26 protein-coding genes and 1 pseudogene are annotated in these 22955 nt (G+C 44.9%); 19 read left to right on the forward strand and 8 right to left on the reverse strand.

Annotated features, from left to right (window positions below):
* The first annotated feature begins 6 nt into the window (after positions 1-6).
* From A3773_RS07265 to A3773_RS19130, 4 genes and pseudogenes are all read left to right on the forward strand, one after another.
* Positions 7-426, forward strand: coding sequence for a hypothetical protein (locus A3773_RS07265; RefSeq protein WP_067984526.1), 420 nt, complete (start codon positions 7-9; stop codon positions 424-426).
* Positions 427-439: 13 nt separating this feature from the next.
* Positions 440-1318, forward strand: coding sequence for a CE1 family esterase (locus tag A3773_RS07270; protein ID WP_082800568.1), 879 nt, complete (start codon positions 440-442; stop codon positions 1316-1318).
* 64 nt (positions 1319-1382) lie between these two features.
* Positions 1383-2894 carry an efflux transporter outer membrane subunit gene (locus tag A3773_RS07275; protein ID WP_197462735.1) on the forward strand — a complete coding sequence of 504 codons (1512 nt, stop codon included), beginning with the start codon at positions 1383-1385 and terminating at the stop codon, positions 2892-2894.
* A gap of 425 nt (positions 2895-3319) precedes the next feature.
* A pseudogene (locus tag A3773_RS19130) lies at positions 3320-4051 on the forward strand (sulfotransferase family protein); the annotation flags it as partial.
* Between the two features lie 147 nt (positions 4052-4198).
* On the opposite strand, the gene A3773_RS19135 reads toward A3773_RS19130, so the two are convergent.
* Entirely contained in the window at positions 4199-4261 is a 63-nt protein-coding gene (locus A3773_RS19135; protein ID WP_369094799.1) for a hypothetical protein, read from the reverse strand.
* Between the two features lie 240 nt (positions 4262-4501).
* Here A3773_RS19135 and A3773_RS07285 point away from each other — a divergent pair, with 240 nt between their 5' ends.
* The 10 genes from A3773_RS07285 to dnaB all read left to right on the forward strand — a co-directional run bounded on the left by A3773_RS07285 (position 4502) and on the right by dnaB (position 12957).
* Positions 4502-5086 carry an aminodeoxychorismate/anthranilate synthase component II gene (locus A3773_RS07285; protein ID WP_067984535.1) on the forward strand — a complete coding sequence of 195 codons (585 nt, stop codon included), beginning with the start codon at positions 4502-4504 and terminating at the stop codon, positions 5084-5086.
* A 24-nt stretch (positions 5087-5110) separates the two neighbouring features.
* Positions 5111-6133: an anthranilate phosphoribosyltransferase gene (trpD, locus tag A3773_RS07290; protein WP_067984537.1), complete on the forward strand. Its 1023-nt coding sequence runs from the start codon at positions 5111-5113 to the stop codon at positions 6131-6133.
* 3 nt (positions 6134-6136) lie between these two features.
* A complete protein-coding gene (gene trpC / locus A3773_RS07295; protein ID WP_067984539.1) occupies positions 6137-6946 on the forward strand; it encodes an indole-3-glycerol phosphate synthase TrpC in 810 nt (269 codons plus the stop codon).
* Between the two features lie 17 nt (positions 6947-6963).
* Entirely contained in the window at positions 6964-7371 is a 408-nt protein-coding gene (locus A3773_RS07300; protein ID WP_067984717.1) for an OsmC family protein, read from the forward strand.
* A 202-nt stretch (positions 7372-7573) separates the two neighbouring features.
* Entirely contained in the window at positions 7574-9217 is a 1644-nt protein-coding gene (locus A3773_RS07305) for a cache domain-containing protein (protein WP_067984541.1), read from the forward strand.
* A gap of 214 nt (positions 9218-9431) precedes the next feature.
* Complete coding sequence (rpsF, locus tag A3773_RS07310) at positions 9432-9869, forward strand: 30S ribosomal protein S6 (protein WP_067984542.1); 438 nt, start codon at positions 9432-9434, stop codon at positions 9867-9869.
* 23 nt (positions 9870-9892) lie between these two features.
* The gene (gene rpsR / locus A3773_RS07315; protein ID WP_067865336.1) at positions 9893-10120 is read left to right on the forward strand and encodes a 30S ribosomal protein S18; all 228 of its coding nucleotides are present in this window, start codon (positions 9893-9895) and stop codon (positions 10118-10120) included.
* A gap of 16 nt (positions 10121-10136) precedes the next feature.
* Positions 10137-10988, forward strand: a complete 852-nt coding sequence (locus A3773_RS07320; protein ID WP_067984544.1) for a hypothetical protein — start codon at positions 10137-10139, stop codon at positions 10986-10988.
* 36 nt (positions 10989-11024) lie between these two features.
* On the forward strand, positions 11025-11471 hold the full coding sequence (gene rplI / locus A3773_RS07325) for a 50S ribosomal protein L9 (RefSeq protein ID WP_067984546.1): 447 nt from the start codon (positions 11025-11027) through the stop codon (positions 11469-11471).
* A 91-nt stretch (positions 11472-11562) separates the two neighbouring features.
* Complete coding sequence (gene dnaB, locus A3773_RS07330) at positions 11563-12957, forward strand: replicative DNA helicase (RefSeq protein ID WP_156473462.1); 1395 nt, start codon at positions 11563-11565, stop codon at positions 12955-12957.
* 78 nt (positions 12958-13035) lie between these two features.
* Here dnaB and A3773_RS07335 read toward each other — a convergent pair whose 3' ends face one another.
* A complete protein-coding gene (locus tag A3773_RS07335; protein WP_067984549.1) occupies positions 13036-13470 on the reverse strand; it encodes an acyl-CoA thioesterase in 435 nt (144 codons plus the stop codon).
* A gap of 6 nt (positions 13471-13476) precedes the next feature.
* Complete coding sequence (gene bioA, locus A3773_RS07340; RefSeq protein WP_197462736.1) at positions 13477-14763, reverse strand: adenosylmethionine--8-amino-7-oxononanoate transaminase; 1287 nt, start codon at positions 14761-14763, stop codon at positions 13477-13479.
* A gap of 287 nt (positions 14764-15050) precedes the next feature.
* On the opposite strand from bioA, the gene A3773_RS07345 reads away from it, so the two are divergent.
* The 4 genes from A3773_RS07345 (at position 15051) to A3773_RS07360 (ending at position 17801) form a co-directional block, all read left to right on the forward strand.
* Positions 15051-15449, forward strand: a complete 399-nt coding sequence (locus A3773_RS07345) for an HvfA family oxazolone/thioamide-modified RiPP metallophore (RefSeq protein WP_067984721.1) — start codon at positions 15051-15053, stop codon at positions 15447-15449.
* Between the two features lie 78 nt (positions 15450-15527).
* On the forward strand, positions 15528-16379 hold the full coding sequence (locus A3773_RS07350) for an HvfB family MNIO-type RiPP peptide maturase (RefSeq protein WP_067984551.1): 852 nt from the start codon (positions 15528-15530) through the stop codon (positions 16377-16379).
* Positions 16360-17157: an HvfC family RiPP maturation protein gene (locus tag A3773_RS07355; RefSeq protein WP_067984553.1), complete on the forward strand. Its 798-nt coding sequence runs from the start codon at positions 16360-16362 to the stop codon at positions 17155-17157. Before A3773_RS07350 ends, A3773_RS07355 begins: the two co-directional genes overlap by 20 nt.
* 38 nt (positions 17158-17195) lie before the next feature.
* A complete protein-coding gene (locus A3773_RS07360; protein ID WP_197462737.1) occupies positions 17196-17801 on the forward strand; it encodes an HvfX family Cu-binding RiPP maturation protein in 606 nt (201 codons plus the stop codon).
* Positions 17802-17871: 70 nt separating this feature from the next.
* Here A3773_RS07360 and A3773_RS17795 read toward each other — a convergent pair whose 3' ends face one another.
* The 5 genes from A3773_RS17795 to A3773_RS07380 form a co-directional block, all read right to left on the reverse strand.
* Complete coding sequence (locus A3773_RS17795; protein ID WP_156473463.1) at positions 17872-18042, reverse strand: hypothetical protein; 171 nt, start codon at positions 18040-18042, stop codon at positions 17872-17874.
* Between the two features lie 127 nt (positions 18043-18169).
* Positions 18170-18538 carry a hypothetical protein gene (locus A3773_RS07365; protein WP_067984555.1) on the reverse strand — a complete coding sequence of 123 codons (369 nt, stop codon included), beginning with the start codon at positions 18536-18538 and terminating at the stop codon, positions 18170-18172.
* A gap of 66 nt (positions 18539-18604) precedes the next feature.
* The gene (gene tsaA / locus A3773_RS07370; protein WP_067984562.1) at positions 18605-19318 is read right to left on the reverse strand and encodes a tRNA (N6-threonylcarbamoyladenosine(37)-N6)-methyltransferase TrmO; all 714 of its coding nucleotides are present in this window, start codon (positions 19316-19318) and stop codon (positions 18605-18607) included.
* A gap of 15 nt (positions 19319-19333) precedes the next feature.
* Positions 19334-20959 carry a Na/Pi cotransporter family protein gene (locus A3773_RS07375; protein WP_067984725.1) on the reverse strand — a complete coding sequence of 542 codons (1626 nt, stop codon included), beginning with the start codon at positions 20957-20959 and terminating at the stop codon, positions 19334-19336.
* Positions 20960-21052: 93 nt separating this feature from the next.
* Positions 21053-21742, reverse strand: a complete 690-nt coding sequence (locus tag A3773_RS07380) for a ComFC family protein (RefSeq protein ID WP_067984564.1) — start codon at positions 21740-21742, stop codon at positions 21053-21055.
* 112 nt (positions 21743-21854) lie between these two features.
* Here A3773_RS07380 and bioB point away from each other — a divergent pair, with 112 nt between their 5' ends.
* Positions 21855-22898 (forward strand): biotin synthase BioB, encoded by a 1044-nt coding sequence (gene bioB / locus A3773_RS07385; RefSeq protein ID WP_067984727.1) that lies wholly within the window; start codon positions 21855-21857, stop codon positions 22896-22898.
* Positions 22899-22955 lie beyond the last annotated feature (57 nt).

Below are 22955 nucleotides of genomic sequence, written 5' to 3' on the forward strand. Positions count from 1 at the left end.
ATTTCTGTGAGCCAAGATAGCGAAACGAATAAACCGGGAAGCAGAAAAGGTATTGGCCAAGTTACGACTGAACCCAAAAGTATAAAGTCTGAACCACCAGAGCTTACGCCACAACAGCAGGCGTTACGTCAGGCGGTAATTACTGAGTTCAGATCGAAAAAAATTAAAGCATTTGTTGCGAAGCAAGTTAAGCACATTAATGCGAATCGGCAAGTAGCTGATGGTATTCGCTTTCTATTTGATGAAAATGGACTGCCACCGGCAAACGCGCCTTTGGAAGATATTATTTCAGAGCGCAAAAAAATCGAGTCTGAAATCCGCTGGTTTGAAGCGATGGCAAACGAGATGCGTGGCCGTTTAGTGCAGATTAAAGAGATTGAAGAACTTGCGTTAGAAATGATTGAAAATCCACCGGCAGATGAATAGGTAGGGTTAACAGATGAACATAGCTAGATGTCTTAAAAATCGGTTGTTTTGGGCTATGTTGTCGACTGTTTTATCGACGTTCCTGTATGCAGGGAATGAAGAGGAGGTCGAGCATCAGATTGTTATGGATAAGGGGGATGCGCGGACAGCGTTAATCCATTTTCCCTTAATGCGTGACGCCGAGACGTTGCCAGTGTTAATTGTTTTACACGGGGGCTTAGGTAATGCTGAGCACGTTCAGGAAACGACTGGGCTGGATAAATTGGGGGAAACCGAAGGTTTTTTAACGGTCTACCCTAATGGTACGGGATTACGGTTTTTGAAAAATCGTCGAACCTGGAATGCAGGGCGTTGCTGTGGACCGGCTGTTAAAAAATCGATTAATGATGTGGGCTTTTTAAGTCGTTTGATTGATGATCTGGTATCAGATTACCAGGCCGACCCGAAAAAGATTTATATAACAGGTTTTTCAAATGGGGCCATGATGGCGTACCGTTTGGCTTGTGAAATACCTGACAAGATAGCAGCCATTGTACCCGTGTCCGGTACGCTAGCGGTCGACAACTGCCAAGCTGCTATAGGCGTGCCTATATTACATATACATGGGGAAACGGATGATAACGTTCCTGTTTTAGGCGGGGAAGGGTCACGGAGTGTTGCCGGTGTGAAACATCGCTCGGTACAAGATTCACTCAATATAATGATGAGGGATCGAGGGTGTGGCACCGCGCAGACAGAGTCGTTTACTCATTATGAAAGAGTGAAGTATGACTGCACAAAAGGTGCAAATGTACAGCTAATCATGGTTAAAAATAGCGGCCATGTTTGGCCAGAAAAAATTCAGGCTAATCGCACAGTTTGGGATTTTGTGAGCCAGTTTATAAAGAAATAAGGGGATGGAGATTGAGCTTCGGTGATAACTCCAATTAATTTTTTAAAATCACAGGTCAATGGATGTGATAGTTTCTAAACGAAAAATTCAGTATACAGCCAGTTTGCGGAAAGTATCCCAAAAGGCAACACTCGTCGCTTGCTTGTTGGGCTTAGCGGGGTGCTCCACTGTTGAAATTTTTAGCCCCCCAGAGGTTGAAATTAAGCAGAATTGGCGTGTGGATTATGAATCATCCGCAGAGCTTGCTAATACGGCGTGGTGGGAATCATTTAATGACCCTGTACTGAATAGCCTTATTGAAACAGCGCTTCAGAACAATAATGACCTGATGTTGGCTGCTGCCCGTATTGATGAGGTTGCTGGCCGCTATAAAAGTCAGCGCTCAAACCTTTACCCTCAAATTGGTTATGGTGCTAATGCAGGTGGATCTCAGCGTAGCTATGAACAACCCCTATCATTCCCAAATCTTGGTGAGAGAACCAATGAGGATTATAGTGTTGGGTTGAATATAGGTTGGGAATTGGACCTATGGGGACGTTTAGCACAGGCGAACGATGCGGCGCGAGCTGATTTAATGGCGGCTGAAGAAAACCGTCAAGCGGTGATTATGTCACTGGTATCGGCAGTCGCTGTTGAATATATCGAATTGCTCAACTTAGATAAGAAGCTTCATATTGCGGTGCTTACGCTCGAAGATAGAAAAGAATCTGTTGATCTATTTGAGAAGAAATTTAAAGGTGGACAGATCTCTGAATTAGAGCTCGCTCAGGTGCGTTCAGCGTATCAGCAGGCAGCATCGCAAATACCTGTGATTGAGCTGGATGTGTTGTTACAGGAAAACCGACTTTCTTTGTTATTAGGTAAAAACCCAGGGCCGATTGAACGTACTGCAAACATTGAGTCGTTAACGATGTTGGAGCTACCCTCGGGTTTACCTGCGGACCTTTTAGTGCGCAGACCTGATATTCGTCAAGCGGTACAAAAGTTGGCATCGGCTAATGCGCGGGTGAATATTGCTGAAACTCAGTATTTACCGAGTATCTCTTTAACGGGTTTACTTGGCTATGCTAGCGATAATATATCAAATCTATTTAATGGCTCTGCAGGGCTTTGGGAAGCGGCGCTAGGCGCTGCGGGACCTATCTTTACTGGCGGTAAAATCGAAGGTAACGAACAGCAAGCAGAAGCGGTTAGGCAACAGTTGGTTTTTGAGTATAAAAATACGGTTCAACGGGCGCTTAAAGAAGTTGATGATGGCTTAGTTACGTTGGAAAAATTACGTGTGTTGCAGAAGATACAAGCACGACATGTGACGGTATTGGAAGACTATGTTGAATATGCAATGAGCAGACATGATGCGGGCTATTCTCGTTATATGGAAGTCTTAGACGCACAACGTAATCTGTATGCGACTCAAATTAATTTAGCAGCCACTGAAAAAAGTATTTTTACCACTTTGGTTAATATATACAAAGCAATGGGCGGTGGTTGGGTCCAGTTAGCTGACGAAAAATATGCTAAGCCTCTGATTCAGGTCGAGCCAGCGGAATCGTCAACTGCAGTAGATGAATCGTAACTATTCGTTAAAAATTTAAATTGTAATCCGGTCATGGAATATTGAAGGTTTTTCAGATGCCTATAGAACAAACGGAAGTCCAAGCTAAGATTATGCAGGTTTTAGACACCATTATGGAAGAATGGGACGACGACCTGGATGAAGAAGTAACGTTAACGTCTAAGCTCGTTGAAGATGTGGGGTTTGCTTCAATAGACTTTGTGCAGTTTGCAGTGGCAATTGAGTCTGAATTTAAACAAAAACTGGGTTTCCAGGCTTTGTTGATGCAGGATGGCGCCTACGTAGATGATCTAAGTTTGCAGCAAGTGGTTGATTTTGTTTTTGCTCGTCTTAATGCAGATCCTGTCGCACCAACATCTACAGCTCCGCCTAAGGAGAGTAATGTCCAGCGTATTGAATCTGTTGACGATAAAGTCACTGCTGAAATGGTTGAAGAGTTTCGCAAAATTATTCGACCGTGTGCCCCTCATAGCGTGCCGAGTAAGAAGAATAAGCCCGCTGTTTTTATTCTTTCCCCGCCACGGTCAGGATCAACATTGCTACGTATAATGTTGGCGGGTTGTCCTGAGCTGTTCGTGCCACCGGAATTACACTTACTGTCATATGTCGATATGAAAGAGCGTTTGGCTGCATTAGATGATGAGCATAACCGTCATCTTCTTGAAGGCACGATTCGCGCCTTGATGCAGTTGAAAAACTGGTCAGGAGAAGAGGCGAGAAAATTCTCTATAGCTTGTGAAGCGAACGGTATGAGTTGTCAGGCCTTTTATAATATCTTACAGCTTGCGGCGGGTGACCGTTTGCTGGTTGATAAAACACCGACCTATGCGGTGAACTTAGATATTCTTAAAAATGCTGAAACTGATTTTGAGAATGCGAAGTATATCCACTTGCAACGTCACCCATGTGGCACTATCCGTTCATACGAAGAATCAAAACTAACGCGTATGATGCCGTTGATGAAAGATAGCGAATTTTCGAGCCGTGCCTTGGCCGAAATGACATGGCTAACTTGCCATCAAAATACATTGGAATTTGCCGAACAGGTGCCTTCAGATCGAATCCTTGCGGTTCAGTATGAAAACTTAGTGAAGCAGCCTGAAATTGAGATGCGTCGTGTGTGCGACTTCTTAGGTGTCGATTTCAACCCAGAAATGCTGAATCCTTATAAAGATCAGGATCAGCGTATGACTGATGGAGTGGATGTGGCGTCTAAAATGAGTGGCGACCTTAAGTTTCACCTACATCAGAATATTGACCCAACGGCTGCTGATCGTTGGCGCCAGTTCTATTCTGAAGAGATTTTAGGTGATGTGACTAAAGACGTTGCTAAGCGTTGTGGTTACGACATCTGATTTGTGAAAGATAGCTTAATAAAACGGAGGCTGTGTTTCACGCCTCCGTTTTTTTATGTCTAAATTATGTTGATGCGTATCTATTTACGGTCTACTCGCCTATCGAACTGAAGATTTCTTCTATCGTACCGATTTCAGCTATGGGGTGGGTTTAGAAAAGTATGGTAGGATCACAAGCTTATATTGTTGTGCTATTCCGGTATGCGCAGAGTGAATATTCGGTAAGAAAATCAGGAATGGAACGGACGTTTTATGTTACTAATGATCGATAACTACGACTCTTTTACCTACAACGTAGTGCAGTACTTCGGTGAGTTGGGTGCAGATGTTCAAGTCTATCGTAATGATGAAATTACGGTTGAAGAGATTGAAGCGCTTAACCCTGACCATCTGGTGATATCCCCGGGTCCCTGTACGCCGAATGAAGCAGGTGTGTCGGTCGCGGCTATTAAATATTTTACTGGTAAGTTGCCGATCTTGGGTATCTGCTTGGGGCATCAAAGTATTGGGCAAGCCTTTGGCGGTACTATTGTCCGTGCGAAGCAGGTGATGCACGGTAAGACCTCACCGGTTTATCACAATGATAATGGTGTGTTTAGCGGGTTAAATAACCCGGTGGAAGTCACCCGTTATCACTCTCTAGTTATTGACCAAAAAACACTGCCCGATTGTTTAGAAATAACATCATGGACCCAAGATGAAGCGGGGCAGTTGGATGAGATTATGGGTGTTCGCCATAAAACCTATGATATTGAAGGCGTGCAGTTCCACCCAGAATCAATCTTGACCGATCAGGGCCATGAGCTTTTAGCTAACTTTCTGAAACGAACTAAATAAACTGGTGCTATTAAGGATACTCTTATGGATATAACACAAGCATTGGCTGCAACGGTTGGGCGCCAGAACTTATTAGAATCAGAAATGAAGTCAGTGATGATGCAGATCATGACAGGCAACGCGACGGATGCACAAATTGGTGGGTTATTGGTTGCCTTGCGCATGAAAGGGGAGAGTGTTGCTGAGATTATTGGTGCTGCCAATGTCATGCGTGAATTAGCGATCCCTGTATCTATCTCAATACCTAATGCGGTAGATATTGTGGGTACAGGGGGGGATAGCGCGAACCTCTTTAACGTTTCAAGTGCTAGCTCGTTTGTGGTTGCTGCCGCTGGTGGTCGTGTTGCAAAGCACGGTAATCGCTCGGTTTCTTCCAACTCAGGGTCTGCTGATTTACTCGAGATTGCAGGTATTAATTTAGAGCTGAATCCCGAGCAGATTGCACAATGTATTGAGCAGGTCGGACTTGGTTTTATGTTTGCCCCTCAGCATCATACGGCGATGAAACATGCCGTTGGGCCCCGTAAAGAGATGGGGTTACGAACATTATTTAATATTTTAGGGCCTCTCACTAACCCAGCAGGTGTGAAACACTACCTGTTAGGCGTATTCGATAAAACGTTGTGTAAACCGATGGCTGAAGCACTTAAATCGTTGGGGGCTGTTCATGCCATGGTTGTCCATGCAGCGGAAGGTCTAGATGAAATTAGCTTAGCAGGCGATACCTTTGTCGCTGAGCTGAAAAATGGCGAAATTTCAGAATATATTATGACAGCGGAAGATGCGGGTTTAAGTATTCAGTCTCTCGATGGCTTACAGGTTGATGGTTCTGCTGAAAGTTTAGCGTTAATTCAAGCCGCCTTTAGCGGTCAGAATATGAAAGCAATAGATATGATCTCTCTGAATGCGGGGGCTGCGCTCTATGTTGCTGGAGAAGCGTCAGACCTTAAGGACGGCGTGCGTAAGGCTAAAGAGGCTATTTTAAGTGGCGCTGCGGCGGCTAAAGTTAAAGAATTGGCCGATTTTAGCCAAGGGTTTAAAGGTTAATAGATGTCTGATACACCAACAATTTTAAAGAAAATACTGGCGCGTAAAGCTGAAGAAGTCGCTGAACGTCAACCTAAGGTTTCTATTGCTGACCTACAGCAGCGGATTGCCGATCAGAAAGGTTCTGCGTTTGACCCTCGTGGTTTTGCCGACAGTATGGCAAAAAGTATTGCTGCTGGTCGTTCAGCGGTTATTGCGGAAGCTAAAAAGCATAGTCCCTCTAAAGGTCTGTTACGTGACCCTTTTATCCCTGCGGATATCGCCCAATCATATGAGCGTGGTGGAGCCAGCTGTTTATCTGTTTTAACGGATAAAGACTACTTTCATGGGAGTGAGGACTATTTGATGCAAGCGCGGGCTGCCTGTGGGTTGCCGGTGATCCGTAAAGATTTTATTGTGGACCCTTACCAAGTTTATGAAGCAAGAGCGATTGGCGCTGACTGTATTTTGTTGATTGCTGCAGCGTTAAGCGACCAACAGATGGCTGACCTGAATAGCTTAGCGAATGAGCTCGGAATGGATGTACTGATTGAAGTGCATGGCGCGGACGAGTTAGCGAGAACGCTGCCGCTTAACACCCGATTGGTTGGTATTAATAACCGTAACCTGCATACTTTCGAAGTGTCGTTGAACAATACCTATGACCTGTTGGCTTCAATTCCAGATGATAGAATTGTTGTGACAGAGAGTGGTATCCATAGCATTGAAGATGTACATGCTATGCGTGAGCATAATGTGCATGCTTTCCTTGTGGGGGAAGCATTTATGCGTGCTGAGAACCCAGGTCAAAAACTTAAAGAATTATTTGCATAAGGTCGTATCTGATGAGCATGAGCGCCAAAGTTAAATGGGACGGTGATGTACGCTTTCAAGGTACAACCGGCTCTGGTTTTGATGTAATGATTGATGGAGAGCTTCAGAAAGGGCCACGCCCAATGGAGTTGATCCTTTTAGGGTTGGGCGGTTGTACGAGTTATGATGTTGTCGGTATCTTAAAGAAAACACGACAAGATGTAGTGGATTGCGTGGCTGAAATTGAAGCGGAGCGAGCGGATACAGTCCCATCCGTTTTTACTAAAATTCACGTTAAGTTCGTGGTCAGTGGTCGGGGGCTTAATGCGAAGAAAGTAGAGCGTGCCGTGAGCCTGTCCGCAGAACAGTATTGTTCAGCTTCAATTATGTTAGAAAAGGGTGGTGTTGAGATTACCCACAGCTTTGAGATTGTTGAAGTCGCGTAAATAATAGAACGTTCTGGTTAGACTGATAACGAGCTGCCTGATAAGGCCGCTCGTTTTTTTGTTTAAGCGTGGAGTAATGTAAAATATACGATATAGTATGTGCGCTTTAATGTTACTTACTCTTTGATTTTATTGAATGTTTATTCAGGATTGAATGGTTTTTCTTTTAGAAAATGAAAAACAAATAAGGATAATCAGATAGATGCGCTTATCAATATCAAAAGCATTGGCACTTGGGATTGTCTCGCTACAAGTGATTACTGTGTGCGTTATTTTAGCGTCCTCGTACCTCAGTACTGAGCAGGTGCTCATCGGCCATGCTCAGCAGCTTATGCGTAATTTATCGCGAGAAGTGATCGACCGCTCTGAAGAGTTTTTGGCGCCGGCTCGCTCGGCGGTAAGCTTAACAGGCCGCTTGGCGCATCATCAGGTTGTGAGTTCTGAAAAACCTGATGAAATGGAACAATACTTCTTTGATCAGTTGATTTTGCATCCCCATATTGCAGGTATCTATTACGGTAATTTAGCGGGGGAGTTTCACTTTGTTCGCCGCTCCATCGAGGATGCCGCCTTCCACATTAAGCGAGTTAAAGAGGACTCGAAAGGGCGTTCTGTTTTGAATCGTTGGTTTGGGGAGGATCACAGCCTAATCAAAAGTGAAACGGATCCAAATGATGCTTACGATCCGCGTACGCGTCCTTGGTTTAAAAAGGCGCTGATGGAGCGGAAGCAGATCTGGACCGATCCATACCTTTTCTTCACGTCAAATACCCCAGGTATTACTGTGGCTAGCCCCGTCTTTTCTAAGGGAGGGGACGTGCTAGGGGTTGTTGGCGTTGATATTGACCTTTCATCCCTGTCTGATTTTTTAGGCTTTCTTGAGCTTAGTGAACATGCCTCGGCGTTAATTTTAAATAATAACGGTGATGTTATTGCTCATAGAAGTAATGGGCCACTTTATACCGAAGACGCGAACACCGGTGTGCGTAGGTTGATGCACATTGATGAAGTTAAAAGTAATGCTGCTCGTGCAGCGGTTAAATCCTTAGGCAAAAAGCCGGGTTGGTATGTATTAAACACGGCCATGAACACCAGTTTTGAGCATGATGGCAAAACATATCAGACTGTCTTTACCCCCTTTTCGGATAACTGGCCTTGGTTGTTGGGTATCTATGTGCCGGAGGATGATTTTTTAACGGAGATCAAAGCGAACCGTAAGCTAAATATTCTGCTTGCCTTAGCCATCACATTTGTCAGTGTAATTATTGGCGTTATGTTTGCGCGCTCCCTCTCAAGACCCATACTCTCCTTACAGAAAAGCGTGAACGCTGTAAAAAATGGTGAGTTAGAAGTTGATATAGACAAATCGGGCAGTGTGTTTAGTGATATAGACGAAACCACGACGGCTTTCTCTAATATGATCGCCTTTCTAAAAGATAATCGGACAAAAAACCAAGATTTAAAAAAGCAGCTGTCACATCAAGCGCATTTCATGGAGGCCGTATTGGCCGCCATTGATGACGGCGTTGTGGTATGCGATATCGATGGGAAGCTGATCTACTCAAGCCGTGTTGTCATGCGCTTGAGAGGATTGCCTGAAGATGAACGGTTAGATCGGTTTGATGATGTGCCGTTTAAATTATTTGCCGCTGATGGCAAAACCTTACTCTCAAAAGCTCAATGGCCTATCTATCGTGCGTTATCGGAAGAGATGATTACCGAAGAGGACGTGATTATTGAATCTGCGCTTGGGGTGCGTAAACACCTATTGATCAGTGGTAAGGCAATATTTGATACTAATGGTGAAAAACTTGGCGCATATATTTCGATGCGTCCCTATGCCTAAATAGACAGCTAGCCGCACCATATTCTCCGTTTTAAGGCGGTGTTACGGGTGAATATGGGCAGTTAATAACCGTTGATCTGAGCTCTATAATCAGTGCTTGCATAAGGCTTGCAAGGTGCGTAATATTACGCGTCCTTTGGAGAACTATTTCCAATCTCCTTGCTGCCGGTCCACATGGTGTGTTCCGGGGGCTATTAACCCGAAAGGAGCTAAAATGCGTCATTATGAAATCGTATTTCTGGTTCACCCGAACCAGAGTGAGCAGGTTTCTGCGATGGTTGAGCGTTACACCTCTCTTATTGAAGGTGCTGAAGGCACAATCCATCGTTTAGAAGACTGGGGCCGTCGTCAGTTGGCTTACCCAATCAACAATGCTCATAAAGCACACTACATCCTGATGAACATCGAATGTAATCAGGAAACACTAGACGAGCTGGAAAATCTTTTCCGTTACAACGATGCAGTTCTGCGTAACATGATTATCCGTCGTAAAGAAGCGATCACTGAGATCTCTCCAATCAAAGCTGCAGAATCTCGCGAAGAGCGTAAGCCTCGTCGTGATGACAAACCAGCTGAAAAGCCAGCTGAAGAAGCTGCTCCGGCACCAGCACCTGTTGCTGAAGCTGAAGCATCTGAAGAAGCAGCTGAGTAATTTAATTTCTGAGGAGAGATACAATGGCTCGTTTTTTCCGCCGTCGTAAGTTCTGCCGTTTTACGGCTGAAGGTGTTCAAGAGATCGATTATAAAGATCTGGACACACTAAAAGGTTATGTAACCGAAACTGGTAAGATCGTACCTAGCCGCATCACAGGTACTAAAGCTCGTTACCAGCGTCAGTTGGCAACTGCTATTAAGCGCGCACGTTTTGTTGCGTTACTACCTTACACTGATAGTCATCAGTAAACGGTAGGAGAGTCGCATGCGAGCCTTGGCCGAACTGGTCATGAAAGGCCGTAAACAAGCGGCTTTTGTGGCAGTTATTGCCGCCTTGCTACCACTGCTCTATTGGGTAAGTGCAGCAGCCGTCGCTTTGGTCACTTTAAGACAGGGACCAAAAGATGGAGCCAAAGTGCTTGTTTGGGCTTTTTTGCCCGCAGGCGCTTGGGCATACAGTGGGGACCCGACACCACTGGCCGTGATACTAGGTGTATTTCTTCTAGCTATCGCATTAAGACGTACAGCAAGTTGGCCGCAGGTGCTTATGTTAGCACTGCCGGTTGGCGTTATTGCTGGTTTAGCTCTGGAAACAGTACTAGATGGTCTTTTAGGTCAAGTTGTAGAAGCAACTGAACAGTTTCTTTTGCAGTCGGCAAGTCAGTCAACCGAGAGCGTAACGCTCGATAAAGAGCGCTTAAAGCTGCTTTTGTTAGGTGGATTGGCATCAGTGCATACAGCAACAATGTTGCTGTGCTTGATACTGGCGCGTTCGTGGCAATCAGGATTGTTTAATCCTGGGGGCTTTCAGACGGAGTTTCATCAATTGAGACTGCCTCTGAAATATACAGGCGTGTTAGTAGCTGTGTTATTAGTTTTTGCTCAGTTTGAGCTCGACTTTATGCGCTGGTTACCCTTGTTACTGCTTCCTTGGATCTTTGCGGGTTTCGCATTGGTGCATGGTAGTTTGGCTAAACGTGATTTAGGCAGGTCCTGGCTGATAGTGTTTTATCTATCAGTTATTTTTATGGGACCTTATGTGATTACGCTGCTGGTTTTTGCGGCTGCTATCGATTCGTTAGTTGATATCAGGTCACGCATACCAGCCACGAACTAGACTGCATTTATTTGCAGAACAGAAGAGGTTTACGAGATGGAAGTTATTCTGCTCGAGAAAATTGGTAAGCTAGGTAACCTCGGTGACAAAGTTTCCGTAAAAAGCGGTTTCGGTCGCAACTACCTAGTACCGCAGGGCAAAGCTGTTCCTGCAACTGCAACGAATGTTGCAAAATTTGAAGAGCGCCGTGCTGAACTAGAAGCTGCTGCTGCAGAAAAACTAGCAGTTGCTACAGCACGTGCGGAAGCACTGAACGAACTTCAGGTAACTATCACATCTAAGTGTGGTGACGAAGGTAAATTGTTCGGTTCTATCGGTACTCGTGATATTGCTGATGCGATCACAGCTGCTGGCGCTAATGTTGATAAAAGCGAAGTTCGTTTACCAGAAGGTGCATTGCGCGCTATTGGTGAATTCGGAATCGATATTCAGCTTCACGCTGAAGTAACAGCAACAGTTAACGTAGCTGTTATTGGCGAGTAATCGCCTTTAGCTAAGTACAACTGTGCTGTAATATAAAGCACCGCAGGGTTAATCCTGCGGTGCTTTTTTGTTTTTAGGCCGCTGCTAAATTATGGAAATGAGTCAACTTACAGACGAAGATCTGGCAAAAATTAAAGTTCCCCCCCATTCGATGGAGGCAGAGCAATCTGTTTTGGGCGGACTTATGCTGGATAACAATGCATGGGATACGGTGTCCGAGGTGGTATTGGAGGATAATTTTTATCGCCAAGAGCATCGTCAGATCTACCGTACTATGCAGAAGCTGGTTAATGATGGTAACCCTATTGATGTGGTCACCCTCTCAGAAGAGCTGGATCGTACCGCTGAACTAGAAAGTGCGGGCGGTTTGGATTATCTGATTGAGCTGGCTAAAAATACGCCCAGTGCATCCAATATTCGGGCGTACTCCGAAATTGTGCGTGACCGTGCATTATTGCGTCAGATGATATCGGCTGCCAATGAGATTGCAGACCAAGCGTTTCATCCTGAAGGACGCAGTTCGGAAGAGATTCTGAATGAAGCAGAGCAAAAGATTTTCCGTATCGCGGAGAATCGGCCTAATCAAGGTGGTCCCGAAAACGTAAACACCCTGCTTAAAAAAGCTGTTGATCGTATAGATACACTATTCAATAGCGATGGTGACCTGACAGGGGTTACAACCGGGTTTGATGACCTTGATGCAAAAACTGCAGGTTTGCAGCCTTCTGATTTGATTATTGTTGCTGCGCGTCCCTCCATGGGTAAAACCACGTTTGCGATGAACTTGGTTGAAAATGCGCTGATGGCGTCCGACAAACCGGTGTTGGTATTTAGTCTTGAGATGCCGGCGGATCAGCTGGTTACGCGTATGTTGTCGTCGTTGGGCCGAATAGATCAAACCCGTGTACGTACGGGAACCTTGGAAGAAGAGGATTGGCCTAAGTTAACAACCGCCGTCAATATGATGCGTGATAAGCCGCTGTTTATTGACGATCAGGCTGGTATTAGCCCCAACGAAATGCGGACGCGGGCACGGCGTATAGTACGTGAGCATGGGGAGCTTTCGCTCATCATGATCGATTACCTTCAGCTCATGCAGATGAAGACGAAAAATATTGAAAGCCGAACACAGGAAATATCTGAAATATCTCGCTCCTTAAAGGCGTTAGCCAAAGAGTTGGAGTGTCCTGTTGTGGCACTATCTCAGCTCAACCGTTCACTTGAGCAACGTCCTAATAAACGCCCTGTAAACTCGGATCTGCGTGAGTCGGGAGCTATTGAGCAGGATGCCGATGTGATTATGTTTATCTATCGTGATGAGGTTTATAACGAAGATTCAGAGCATAAAGGGGTCGCTGAAATTATTATTGGTAAGCAGCGTAATGGTCCGATTGGTACATCAAGGCTCGCCTTTATTGGTAAATATACGAAGTTTGAGAACTTAGCACCTGATGTCTATGCTCAATACGTAGGTGCAGATGATTAATAAACGGGAAGATGATTTTTTATTAACCTGTTGAGTACAAAAAAGGCCGCAATAAGCGGCCTTTTTGTTATCTGCTGTTTACTCCGTGTCTTTAATAACTTTATTGGTAAACTCTTCAGGCACAGCTGAGACTTTACGCGTTTCATAATTAAAAAAGACGACCCCTGTTTTGGCGTGAGCCAGTTCTACAGCGGTTTTTTTGTTGGTGATTAAATAGTAAATATCACAGCCATATGCGTTTAGATCGGCAATCGCTATATCAATCTGTAATTGGTCACCATGAAAGCCTTCAGCTTTATAAACAATGGCTGAGTCCGTCATGATCAAGCCAAGGCCTTCAATATCAAGCTCTCCATAATGATAATGGTTCAGGAAGCGGATTCTCGCTTCATGAATAATAGAGAGCATTGCATCATTACTGAGGTGTCCACCATAGTTAATATCGCTGATACGAATAGGCAGCTCAGTGGAAAAGATATAGTTTTCTGGCATATCTAGTTTGATTCTTGCCATGTTTCCTTACCTTGTATAATGGGCGACGGCATCGACCATGCCGGTAGTTAATTGGTTGAGATCCTCATCCTGCATAATATAGGGTGGCATCACATAAACCAATTTTCCAAATGGACGAATCCAGAGTCCACGTTCTATAAATAGTTTTTGAATTTTAGCGGTGTTTACCGCTTCTTTCATCTCAATAACACCGATAGCGCCTAGGCAGCGAACATCTGCCACGCCTTCTAAGGTTTGTGCTTCGGCTAAACCTTGCTTGAGCAATCGCTCGATACGGTTAACGTCGCTTTTCCAGTCGTTGCGCTGCAATAGAGCCAAGCTTGTGTTGGCCACTGCACAGGCTAGAGGGTTGCCCATGAAGGTTGGGCCGTGCATAAAACAGCCCGCACCTCCCGCTGAAATAGTCTCACCAATATGTGTAGTGGTCAGTGTTGCCGCTAAGGTCATATATCCCCCTGTCAGGGCTTTCCCCACACAGAGTATATCCGGTTGTATATCGGCGTGTTCACAGGCAAACAACCGCCCGCTACGGCCAAACCCTGTGGCTATTTCATCGGCAATTAATAGTACATTATATTCATCACAGAGTTTACGTGCTTCTTTAAGGTAGTGGGGTGAGTAAAAACGCATCCCTCCTGCGCCTTGCACTATAGGCTCCAAAATGAGGGCGGCAATGTTGTGATGATGTTCATCGAATAAGGCTTTTAGGGGGGCAATATCGTCACTGTCCCAAGGTTCATCGAACCGGGTTTGGGGAGCGGGTGCAAAAAAGTGTTGGGGCAGTAAGCCGGTGAAAATTTCATGCATTCCCGTCACGGGGTCGCAAACAGACATGGCGCCAAAGGTATCACCGTGATATCCATTTTTAATGGTAATCAGTTTGTTTTTTTCGCTAAGATCTTGGGCGTGAAAGTACTGGATAGCCATCTTTATGGCCACTTCAACGGCCACCGAACCTGAGTCGGCGAGAAATACTTTATCTAAGTTGGCGGGGGTCATTGCCACCAGTTTTTTGCACAGTTCGATAGCGGGTTCATGGGTAAGGCCGCCAAACATCACATGGGACATTTTATCAATTTGCTCATGTGCAGCCTGGTTAAGTTCAGGGTGTCCATAACCGTGTATGGCTGACCACCAGGATGCCATGCCATCAATAAGTTCCCGCCCGTCCGACAGCGTTATTTTTACGCCGGATGCCGATTCTACAGGGTAGGTTGGCGGTGGATTTATCATCGATGAGTAGGGGTGCCATATATGTTGCTGGTCAAAAGTGATCTGTTTGGAGCTAATCATCGTAATGGATCCTAAAGAACGGTGAAAATATATAGTGTGAGACTAACTTAGGTATTTGATCCGCAACTTTTAATATAAAAAATAACAGTGGTAAGGAACTAAATACAAAAACGATGTTCTATTTAAACACGTACTCGCTGTAATAAAAAAATTCAGATTTATTTTTTTAGTATTTGAAACTTTATTTAATACATTGAGTCACAAATGACAGAGCACGTTATGAGCTTGAATCAATTTTAGAAAATATAATGCAAGATATAACAAATTATAATTGGGGTGAATTCAAAATGGTTAAAAATATTTCAGTAAAACCTATGGTAGCAGTTGTTGGCGCAGCATTCATTGCAGGTATGGCAACAGCACCTTTAGCATCCGCTGCAGAAAACCCTTTTGCGGCTAAAGAGCTGTCTTCAGGTTATAGCCAGCAAGTTGCTATGAACGAAGGTAAGTGTGGCGAAGGCAAGTGCGGTGGCGACAAAGCTAAAAAAGCTGAAGGTAAGTGCGGCGAAGGCAAATGTGGCGGCGATAAAGCTAAAAAAGCTGAAGGCAAATGCGGCGAAGGCAAATGTGGCGGCGATAAAGCTAAAAAAGCTGAAGGCAAATGCGGCGAAGGTAAATGTGGCGGCGATAAAGCTAAAAAAGCTGAAGGCAAATGCGGTGAAGGTAAATGTGGCGGTTCTAAGTAACCCCCGCTAGGCTTTTATTGTAGCTTTATAGAGGCCCTGCGATGCGGGGCCTTTTGATATCAGGTTTGAGGTGTGTAGATGAGCAGAGAAAACTATCCTGTACAAGGCGCTGGCTTTGGGTTTCGACGTTGTATGTCGGAAACATTGAAAGAGGTGGAGTCTAGTTCGTTTGATTTTCTTGAGATCGCTCCAGAAAACTGGATGGGCTTGGGTGGGCGTTTTGGTAAGGCATTTCGTCAGTACACTGAGCAGCACCCGTTTATGGCGCATGGTTTGTCGCTCTCTATTGGTGGGCCAACGCCTCTTGATATGGATTTTCTGTCTAGGCTAAAGCAGTTTTTAGCGGATCATAATATTCGCGGTTACTCTGAACATTTAAGTTATTGTTCGGATGATGGTCACCTATACGATTTAATGCCAATCCCTTTTACCGAGGAGGCGGTTAAATATGTCGCAGGACGCATACGTCAGGTGCAAGATGTTCTAGAGCAGAAAATTGCTATGGAAAATGTCTCGTATTATGCGGCGCCGGGTTCAGAAATGACGGAACAAGCGTTCCTCCTTGCTGTCCTCGAAGAGGCGGATTGTGACCTGTTGTTAGATGTAAATAATATTTATGTTAATAGCGTTAACCATGGCTATGATGCCGCAGACTTTCTAAAGGCGATGCCTGCTGAGCGGATTATGTATCTGCATATCGCTGGGCATTATACCGAGGCAGACGATTTGTTGGTGGACACTCATGGTGCGCCAGTAATTGATCCTGTTTGGTCATTATTACAGCGCGCCTATGAACAATTTGGTGTGCTTCCGACATTATTGGAAAGAGACTTTAATATCCCATCACTCCCTGAGTTACTTCAGGAAGTTGAACAAGTTCGTTTCTATCAAAATCAGTGGAAGATGATCCATGCACAAACCGTCGCCTGATCAACCTAACTTTCAGAACGTGCAGTATCAATTTGCTGCGCATATCAGAAACCCCCAGGAGAATGCTGCGCCTGAGGGGATTGAAGATCGTAGAATGGCGATCTACCGCGACCTGTTTTTTAACAATGTTGAAGGCTTTCTTGCGGGTAATTTTCCAGTCTTAAAGCTTATTAGTTCTGAGCAATACTGGCTTCGCTTAGCGCGTGATTTTTTTGATAAACACCGTTGCCATACGCCCTATTTTTTAGAGATTGGTCAGGAGTTTATCGAGTATGTGGCGGATGAGCGTGAGCCGAGTATCGAGGATCCGGCTTTTCTCCAGGAGTTGATTCATTATGAATGGGTTGAATTAGCGCTCGATGCATCGACCGTGGAGTTGCCTTTACAGGATGTTGATGCAAATGGCGACCTGCTAACAGGGCACCCAGTACAGTCGCCTTTAGCGTGGTTACTGTCTTATCAGTTCCCTGTGCATTGTATCCGTCTCGATTATCAGCCAGAGGCACCTTTGGAGGCGCCGACCTTTCTTATCGCTTATCGCAACCGTGAAGATGAAGTTAACTTTATGGAAGTTAATTCTGTCACGGCTAGGTTGCTCTACTTGCTCTCGGAGGATGAGGGGCTGTCGGGTGCGGACGCACTCAAGGCGATCGCTGATGAGATGCAGCACCCTGATCCACAGCAGGTGATCGATGGAGGGTTACAAACGATGGAACATTTGCGTTCCAAAGGGATCCTATTAGGGACAAATATCAAATCTAATGCTGCCGTAGGTTAAGGCGCTTTGGCATTATACGTATAATAAAGGATGTAATTATGGCCAATGCTGTCATTAATATAGCGAACCGTTTGCAAGATATATTGGATCGAACACGGTGTGTAGATGGCTTAGCGCCGCTGCTACTACGTTTGTATTTAGCACCCGTATTTATGCAAGCGGGCTGGAATAAACTCTCTCATTTTGAAGATACCGCGGCTTGGTTTGGTAACCCAGACTGGGGTCTTGGGTTGCCGATGCCTGAGGTGATGGCTGCTTTAGCTGCTGGCACAGAGCTCTTTGGCGGTGCTTTGTTAATTGTTGGCTTAGCGGTACGTTGGATCAGTATTCCGTTAATGGTGACCATGTTGGTAGCTGCTTTTGCAGTTCATTGGGATAATGGCTGGTTAGCGATCGCGGATGGTAGCAGTTGGCTAGCTAATGAGCGTGTTATGGAAGCTCAGGAGCGTTTAGCTGCGGTAAAAGGCGTCTTGCAAGAGAACGCTGATTACGATTGGTTAACTGGGCGGGGCTCAGTGGTGATTTTAAATAACGGTATTGAGTTTTCGATAACTTATCTCATTATGTTATTTAGTTTATTTTTTACAGGTGCGGGTCGTCTCTTTAGCATTGATTATTGGGTAGCTAAGCTATTTCGAGATTAGGCAGAGAGTTAAAAAGCACAGCACAATAAAAAAGGCCGTTAACGGCCTTTTTTATTGTAATGAAACTGAGTTAGCGTTGTTGAGTCTGGGAGAATAAACCGATATAGGCATCAGCATACCAATGAGAAGCACTCATTAGGTCGTTCACTGATGCAGAGTCTAAAACCCGCTCAATATAATATTCATATAATGCGCTAGATTCTTCGATAAAATTTTCTATATATCCAATATCGTAATTCATATACACCTCAAGGGTTAATTAACTCAGCTCCTTAAATCGTTCCGTGGTAAGGAAAGTGCGGGGTAAACTAACGCTTATTTTACGTTCATCTTATACTTTAGTCAAAATTGATATAGATCAATGTTTTTTAAAGGCTTTCCTCTAGCAGGCGTTTCTTTTGCTCTTCACTTAACGAATCAACTGGTTGGTCTGTCAGTGATTCGAGCATCTCATTTAATAAGGGGGCACATTCATTACCTGAGTTGAGGGCGTTATCGATCAGCTCACCAATGGTCATGTCCGGTTCCTGATTCAGGGCTTGTTGGTCATCCATACACTGTAGGTAGTTTTTCATATATGAACTGCTTATTTTGCCTTTTTCATCAACGAGCGCAGGAAGTTGGAAGAGCCATTGCTGTAGTTGCTCTGTTAGTGGGTCGGTATCTTCATCGGCGGCTAGATAAGACGATGTCGTCAGTAGTAAACAGCTGAGTAAAAGCCTATATAAATATGTCATTGTCACTCCTTAAAGTATGGGATGCAGCTTAGTACGCGCGAACTGAAGAGGGTCTGAATATTTCATTTAACGCACTTGCTCAATTGTATCTACATAGATGTGTGTGTCTGTAATTCTGAAGCGGATATTCAGGTCATGTAATCGTATACCGTAGGCTTTATCAGGGTCATTTTTTTTGTAAGCGGGGCGTGGGTCACATTTGAGTAGTTCGCTGATCTGGCTTTTTAGGGGTTGCTGCAAGCGCTGGGCTTCGGTTTGCAATGCGCTGAGTGCGTTGTCAGAAAAGAGGAGTGTTTGTGCTAACGGTGTGATTGTCTCAGCAAAGGGAAAGGTCGCTTCCGGTAGGCTATCGGAGTAAGGCAGGTAGGGCTTTATATCAAGAATGGGCGTACCGTCTAACAGATCAGCGCCGCTGACAGTAAGCTCTACACCGCACTCAGTGGTATGTATCTCCAGCAGTTTTACCGATGATAACCCAATCGGGTTGGGCCGAAAAGGAGAACGTGTTGAGAATACTCCGAGACGTTTATTACCGCCGAGTCGGGGGGGGCGCACGGTCGGCTTCCAGCCTTTGTCGACGCATTCGCTAAAAATAAAGATGAGCCAAATATGACTGCAGTCCTGTAAGCCTCGAATGCTTTCCTCGCTACTGTAGTTTGGCAGCAAGGTGATGGTGGATACGACGGTGTCGGCAAGCCCCGGTTGTCGAGGAATACCAAATTTCTCTTTATAAGGGCTTTTGACAACGGCAATGGGCTGGAGTGTATAAGTATCTTGCATCAATGGTTTTATCTTTTATTGATTAATCGCTGAATCACGACTCTGCATAGGGGTTAAGCTGCTCCAAAAACGAGCGGCTTTTTCAACCTGTTCAGATAATCTGTGAATATGACTTAAGGCATCAAGCAGTAAGATACTGTCCTGTGGGTTGAGTGTGCCTTTAATACTGCTTTCTAAAATAAGGGACTTAATGGTTTGATATTTGTGCTCTAGTCTTTTGATCAGTTTACGGCTATCGATACCTGATATGCATGAATTATCGGCTATTTTGCAGCTGTCGATTAATTCGATAGTACTGTGTTGATAACTATGCACCTGTTCGCGAATGGATCTGTCTGAGAGTTGCTCAATATATTCATAGTATTGAGGTATTAGAGCAGATAAACGCGCGATTTCACTATAGTACCGTGTAATACGCATTGCGGAGGGTAGTATTTCACTGATCTCGGTTGTTAAGTTGTTTTGAGCTATCTTCTGGTTATATTCGCCGATTTGTTCATTCAGTTCATGAACGCTATGCATTGATGTGGTCAGTTTCGCTGTTTCGGAGAGTTCAGCGCTCACTGCCGCTTTAGCCATTTTCGATGTCAGCACGCTAACACGGCTTAATTCATTTTTCATTGCTTCTACGGCTAAGGCGGGGGATGCAAGAATCGTTTTATCAAGAAATCTAGGTTGGCCAAAACGCTCTTCTTGCGAGCAGAATCGCCGATTAAGAAACTGTTCTAGATGGTTAGTGAACGGCCATAAAATGGCGACCCCGATCAAATTGAAGAGGGTATGAAAAGCGGCTAAAAGAATAACTAAATTAAGATTTTTTAGATCGTTGTTAATGATTCCAGCAAGTAGTACTAATAAAACAACCCCAATAAGCCCCGTTATTAAATTAAAAATAACATGGGCCGCTGCAATTCTTTTTGCATTAGATGTAGCGCCGATGACAGACAGTATGGCGGTTGAGGTTGTGCCTAAGTTAGCCCCGATAACGAGGGCGCCTGCTGATGCGATTGGAATGGAGCCCGCCGCGGTCAATGAAAGTGTAATAGCCATGGCGGCAGATGATGACTGCATTAACAAGGTTAAAATAAATCCGGCTAACACGCAGAGTATTAAGCCCAGTGCTGAATCTGTCATTTGATCAAGGGGCAGATAGCTATCTAAACCATCAAACGCATTTTTAAGATAATCGAGCCCAATAAAAAAAAGACCAAATCCCGCTAAGGCCATACCTAAGTGACTCACTTTACGGTCGCCGCCGATGAGTTTTAAGAGCATGCCGATCGCGACCATAGGGAGAGCAAAGGCGCTAATTTTAACTTGAAAACCGATCAGTGCGACCAGCCACCCTGTCATTGTTGTGCCGATATTACAGCCATAGATAACGGCGATGGATTGTCTAAGTTTAAGTAAACTCGCATTCACAAAGCCAATGGTTGCGATGGTGACTGCACTGGAGGACTGCACGATTGCCGTGATGAGAATGCCGGATGCTAACCCCTTTAAGGGCGAACCTGTCGCTGCTTGTAAGGCTTTTTTCAAACCGTGACCTGCAGCTTGCTGCATGCCTGTGGTCATTAAATGCATACCAAGAAGGAATAAGCCTACGCCTCCGGCTAAGTCACCCAATAGTCCCAACATCATAAATAACCACATCTCAAATCGGTAAACTTAATTGTTGTGCTAAACCGACAAAGAATCAATTAGATGTCAAAATCATTCACTAATAATTACTGCTCATTTGGGTGTTCTTGCTAGAACAATCGCATCAACACGTTCAGCGCCGGCACTGAGTAATGTTTGCGCGGCTGCATCTAAGGTCGCACCGGTTGTCATCACATCATCCACTAATACGATATGTCGGTGAGGAGGGGCGATACATTTGAATACGTTATGTTGGTTTTTTAGACGCTCATCCCGTGTGAGTGTCATCTGTCGCCGAGTTAGTTGTGTTTTTTTTAATAGGCGTGTTTCTACGTTCATATTGAGCTTTTTACCGAGTTCTAAGGCGAGAAGTTCGGCTTGGTTGAAACCTCTTTTATAAAGATTGAAACGATGCATCGGCACCGGAACTAAAGCATCCGCGTGTATCGGTAATGAACCGTGGGTCGATAACAGCTGGGCGAGGTGGCCGATATACTGTGTTTTTCCACTGTATTTTATCTTCCCTATAAAATGGTCAATTGGGAATTTATAGAGGAAGAGGGCATCGACGTGAGTAAATGCAGGTTTCTTTTTAAGGCAGGAGCCGCATAAGGTGTCGTGGTTGGTCGCGGTTAAAGGAAGAGCGCAGATAGCGCACCGTGCCTCTAACCAAGGGAGGTCTTTTTGGCAAGCGCTGCAGATGCCTGATGGGGTGTTACAGTGTTGCAGGCATATAATGCATAGATCAAATAATGACCTATAGTCTACTTTATTGAATATCATAGGTTGACAGTTCCTTCTGTCAGGATAGAATTACGCTATTACATAGGCGTAGCCTGTAGAGCGTTGAAGCATCATGCTTCATGATCGTTATTTTCAAGGGGATGGTTTTAAGATGCAACAGTTGGGTGCAATTCGTCATGATTGGACAGAGGCAGAGGTGAAAGCGCTGTTTGAGCTGCCTTTCAATGATTTGATGTTTAAGGCGCATAGCGTGCATCGGGAGAACTTTGATCCTAATGAAGTGCAGGTGAGTACGCTGTTATCGATTAAAACAGGTGCATGTCCTGAAGATTGCAAATACTGCCCTCAGAGCGGCCATTACAATACGGGGCTTGAGAAAGAGCGCTTAATGCAAGTTGAGCAAGTGCTTGAGAAGGCAAGAAAAGCGAAAGAGACGGGATCGACTCGTTTTTGCATGGGAGCCGCTTGGAAGCACCCTGCAGATAAAGATATGCCGTATGTGATCGAGATGGTTAAAAAGGTTAAAGAGTTGGGCTTAGAAACCTGCATGACCTTAGGTATGTTAGATGAAGACAAAGCAGAACAGCTCGCGGATGCGGGTTTGGACTACTACAACCATAACCTTGATACTTCTCCGGAATTTTATGACAAGATTATTACCACACGTACCTACCAAGACCGTCTAGACACGTTACAAAATGTGCGAGACTCCGGCATGAAGATTTGTAGCGGTGGGATTTTGGGTATGGGCGAAACGGCAAGAGACCGCTATGGTCTATTGATGCAGTTAGCGAATATGCCTGTCCAGCCAGAGAGTGTGCCAATTAACATGTTGGTTAAAGTGGCAGGTACGCCACTGGAAAACGTAGAAGACCTGGATCATTTAGACTTTATTCGTACGATCGCTGTCGCACGTATTATGATGCCCGCCTCCCATGTGCGTTTATCCGCCGGGCGTGAGCAGATGAGTGATGAGACTCAAGCCATGACCTTCTTTGCGGGGGCGAACTCTATCTTTTATGGTGAGTGCTTGTTGACGACACCTAACCCAGAAACGCACCGCGACCTACAGCTTTTCCGTAAACTCGGTATCAATCCTGAGCAGCGTATCTCTGAAGCTGATGATACACAGGAAGCCGTTATACTGAATGACTTGCAGAAGCAGACGGATAGTCAGCACTTCTACGAAGCTTAACGCTGTTATCTAAGAACGAGGAGCAGCGTCTACTGCTCCTGATTTTTTGTCCGGATC

It is taken from the genome of Neptuniibacter pectenicola (assembly GCF_001597735.1).
GTDB classification, from domain to species: domain Bacteria; phylum Pseudomonadota; class Gammaproteobacteria; order Pseudomonadales; family Balneatricaceae; genus Neptuniibacter; species Neptuniibacter pectenicola.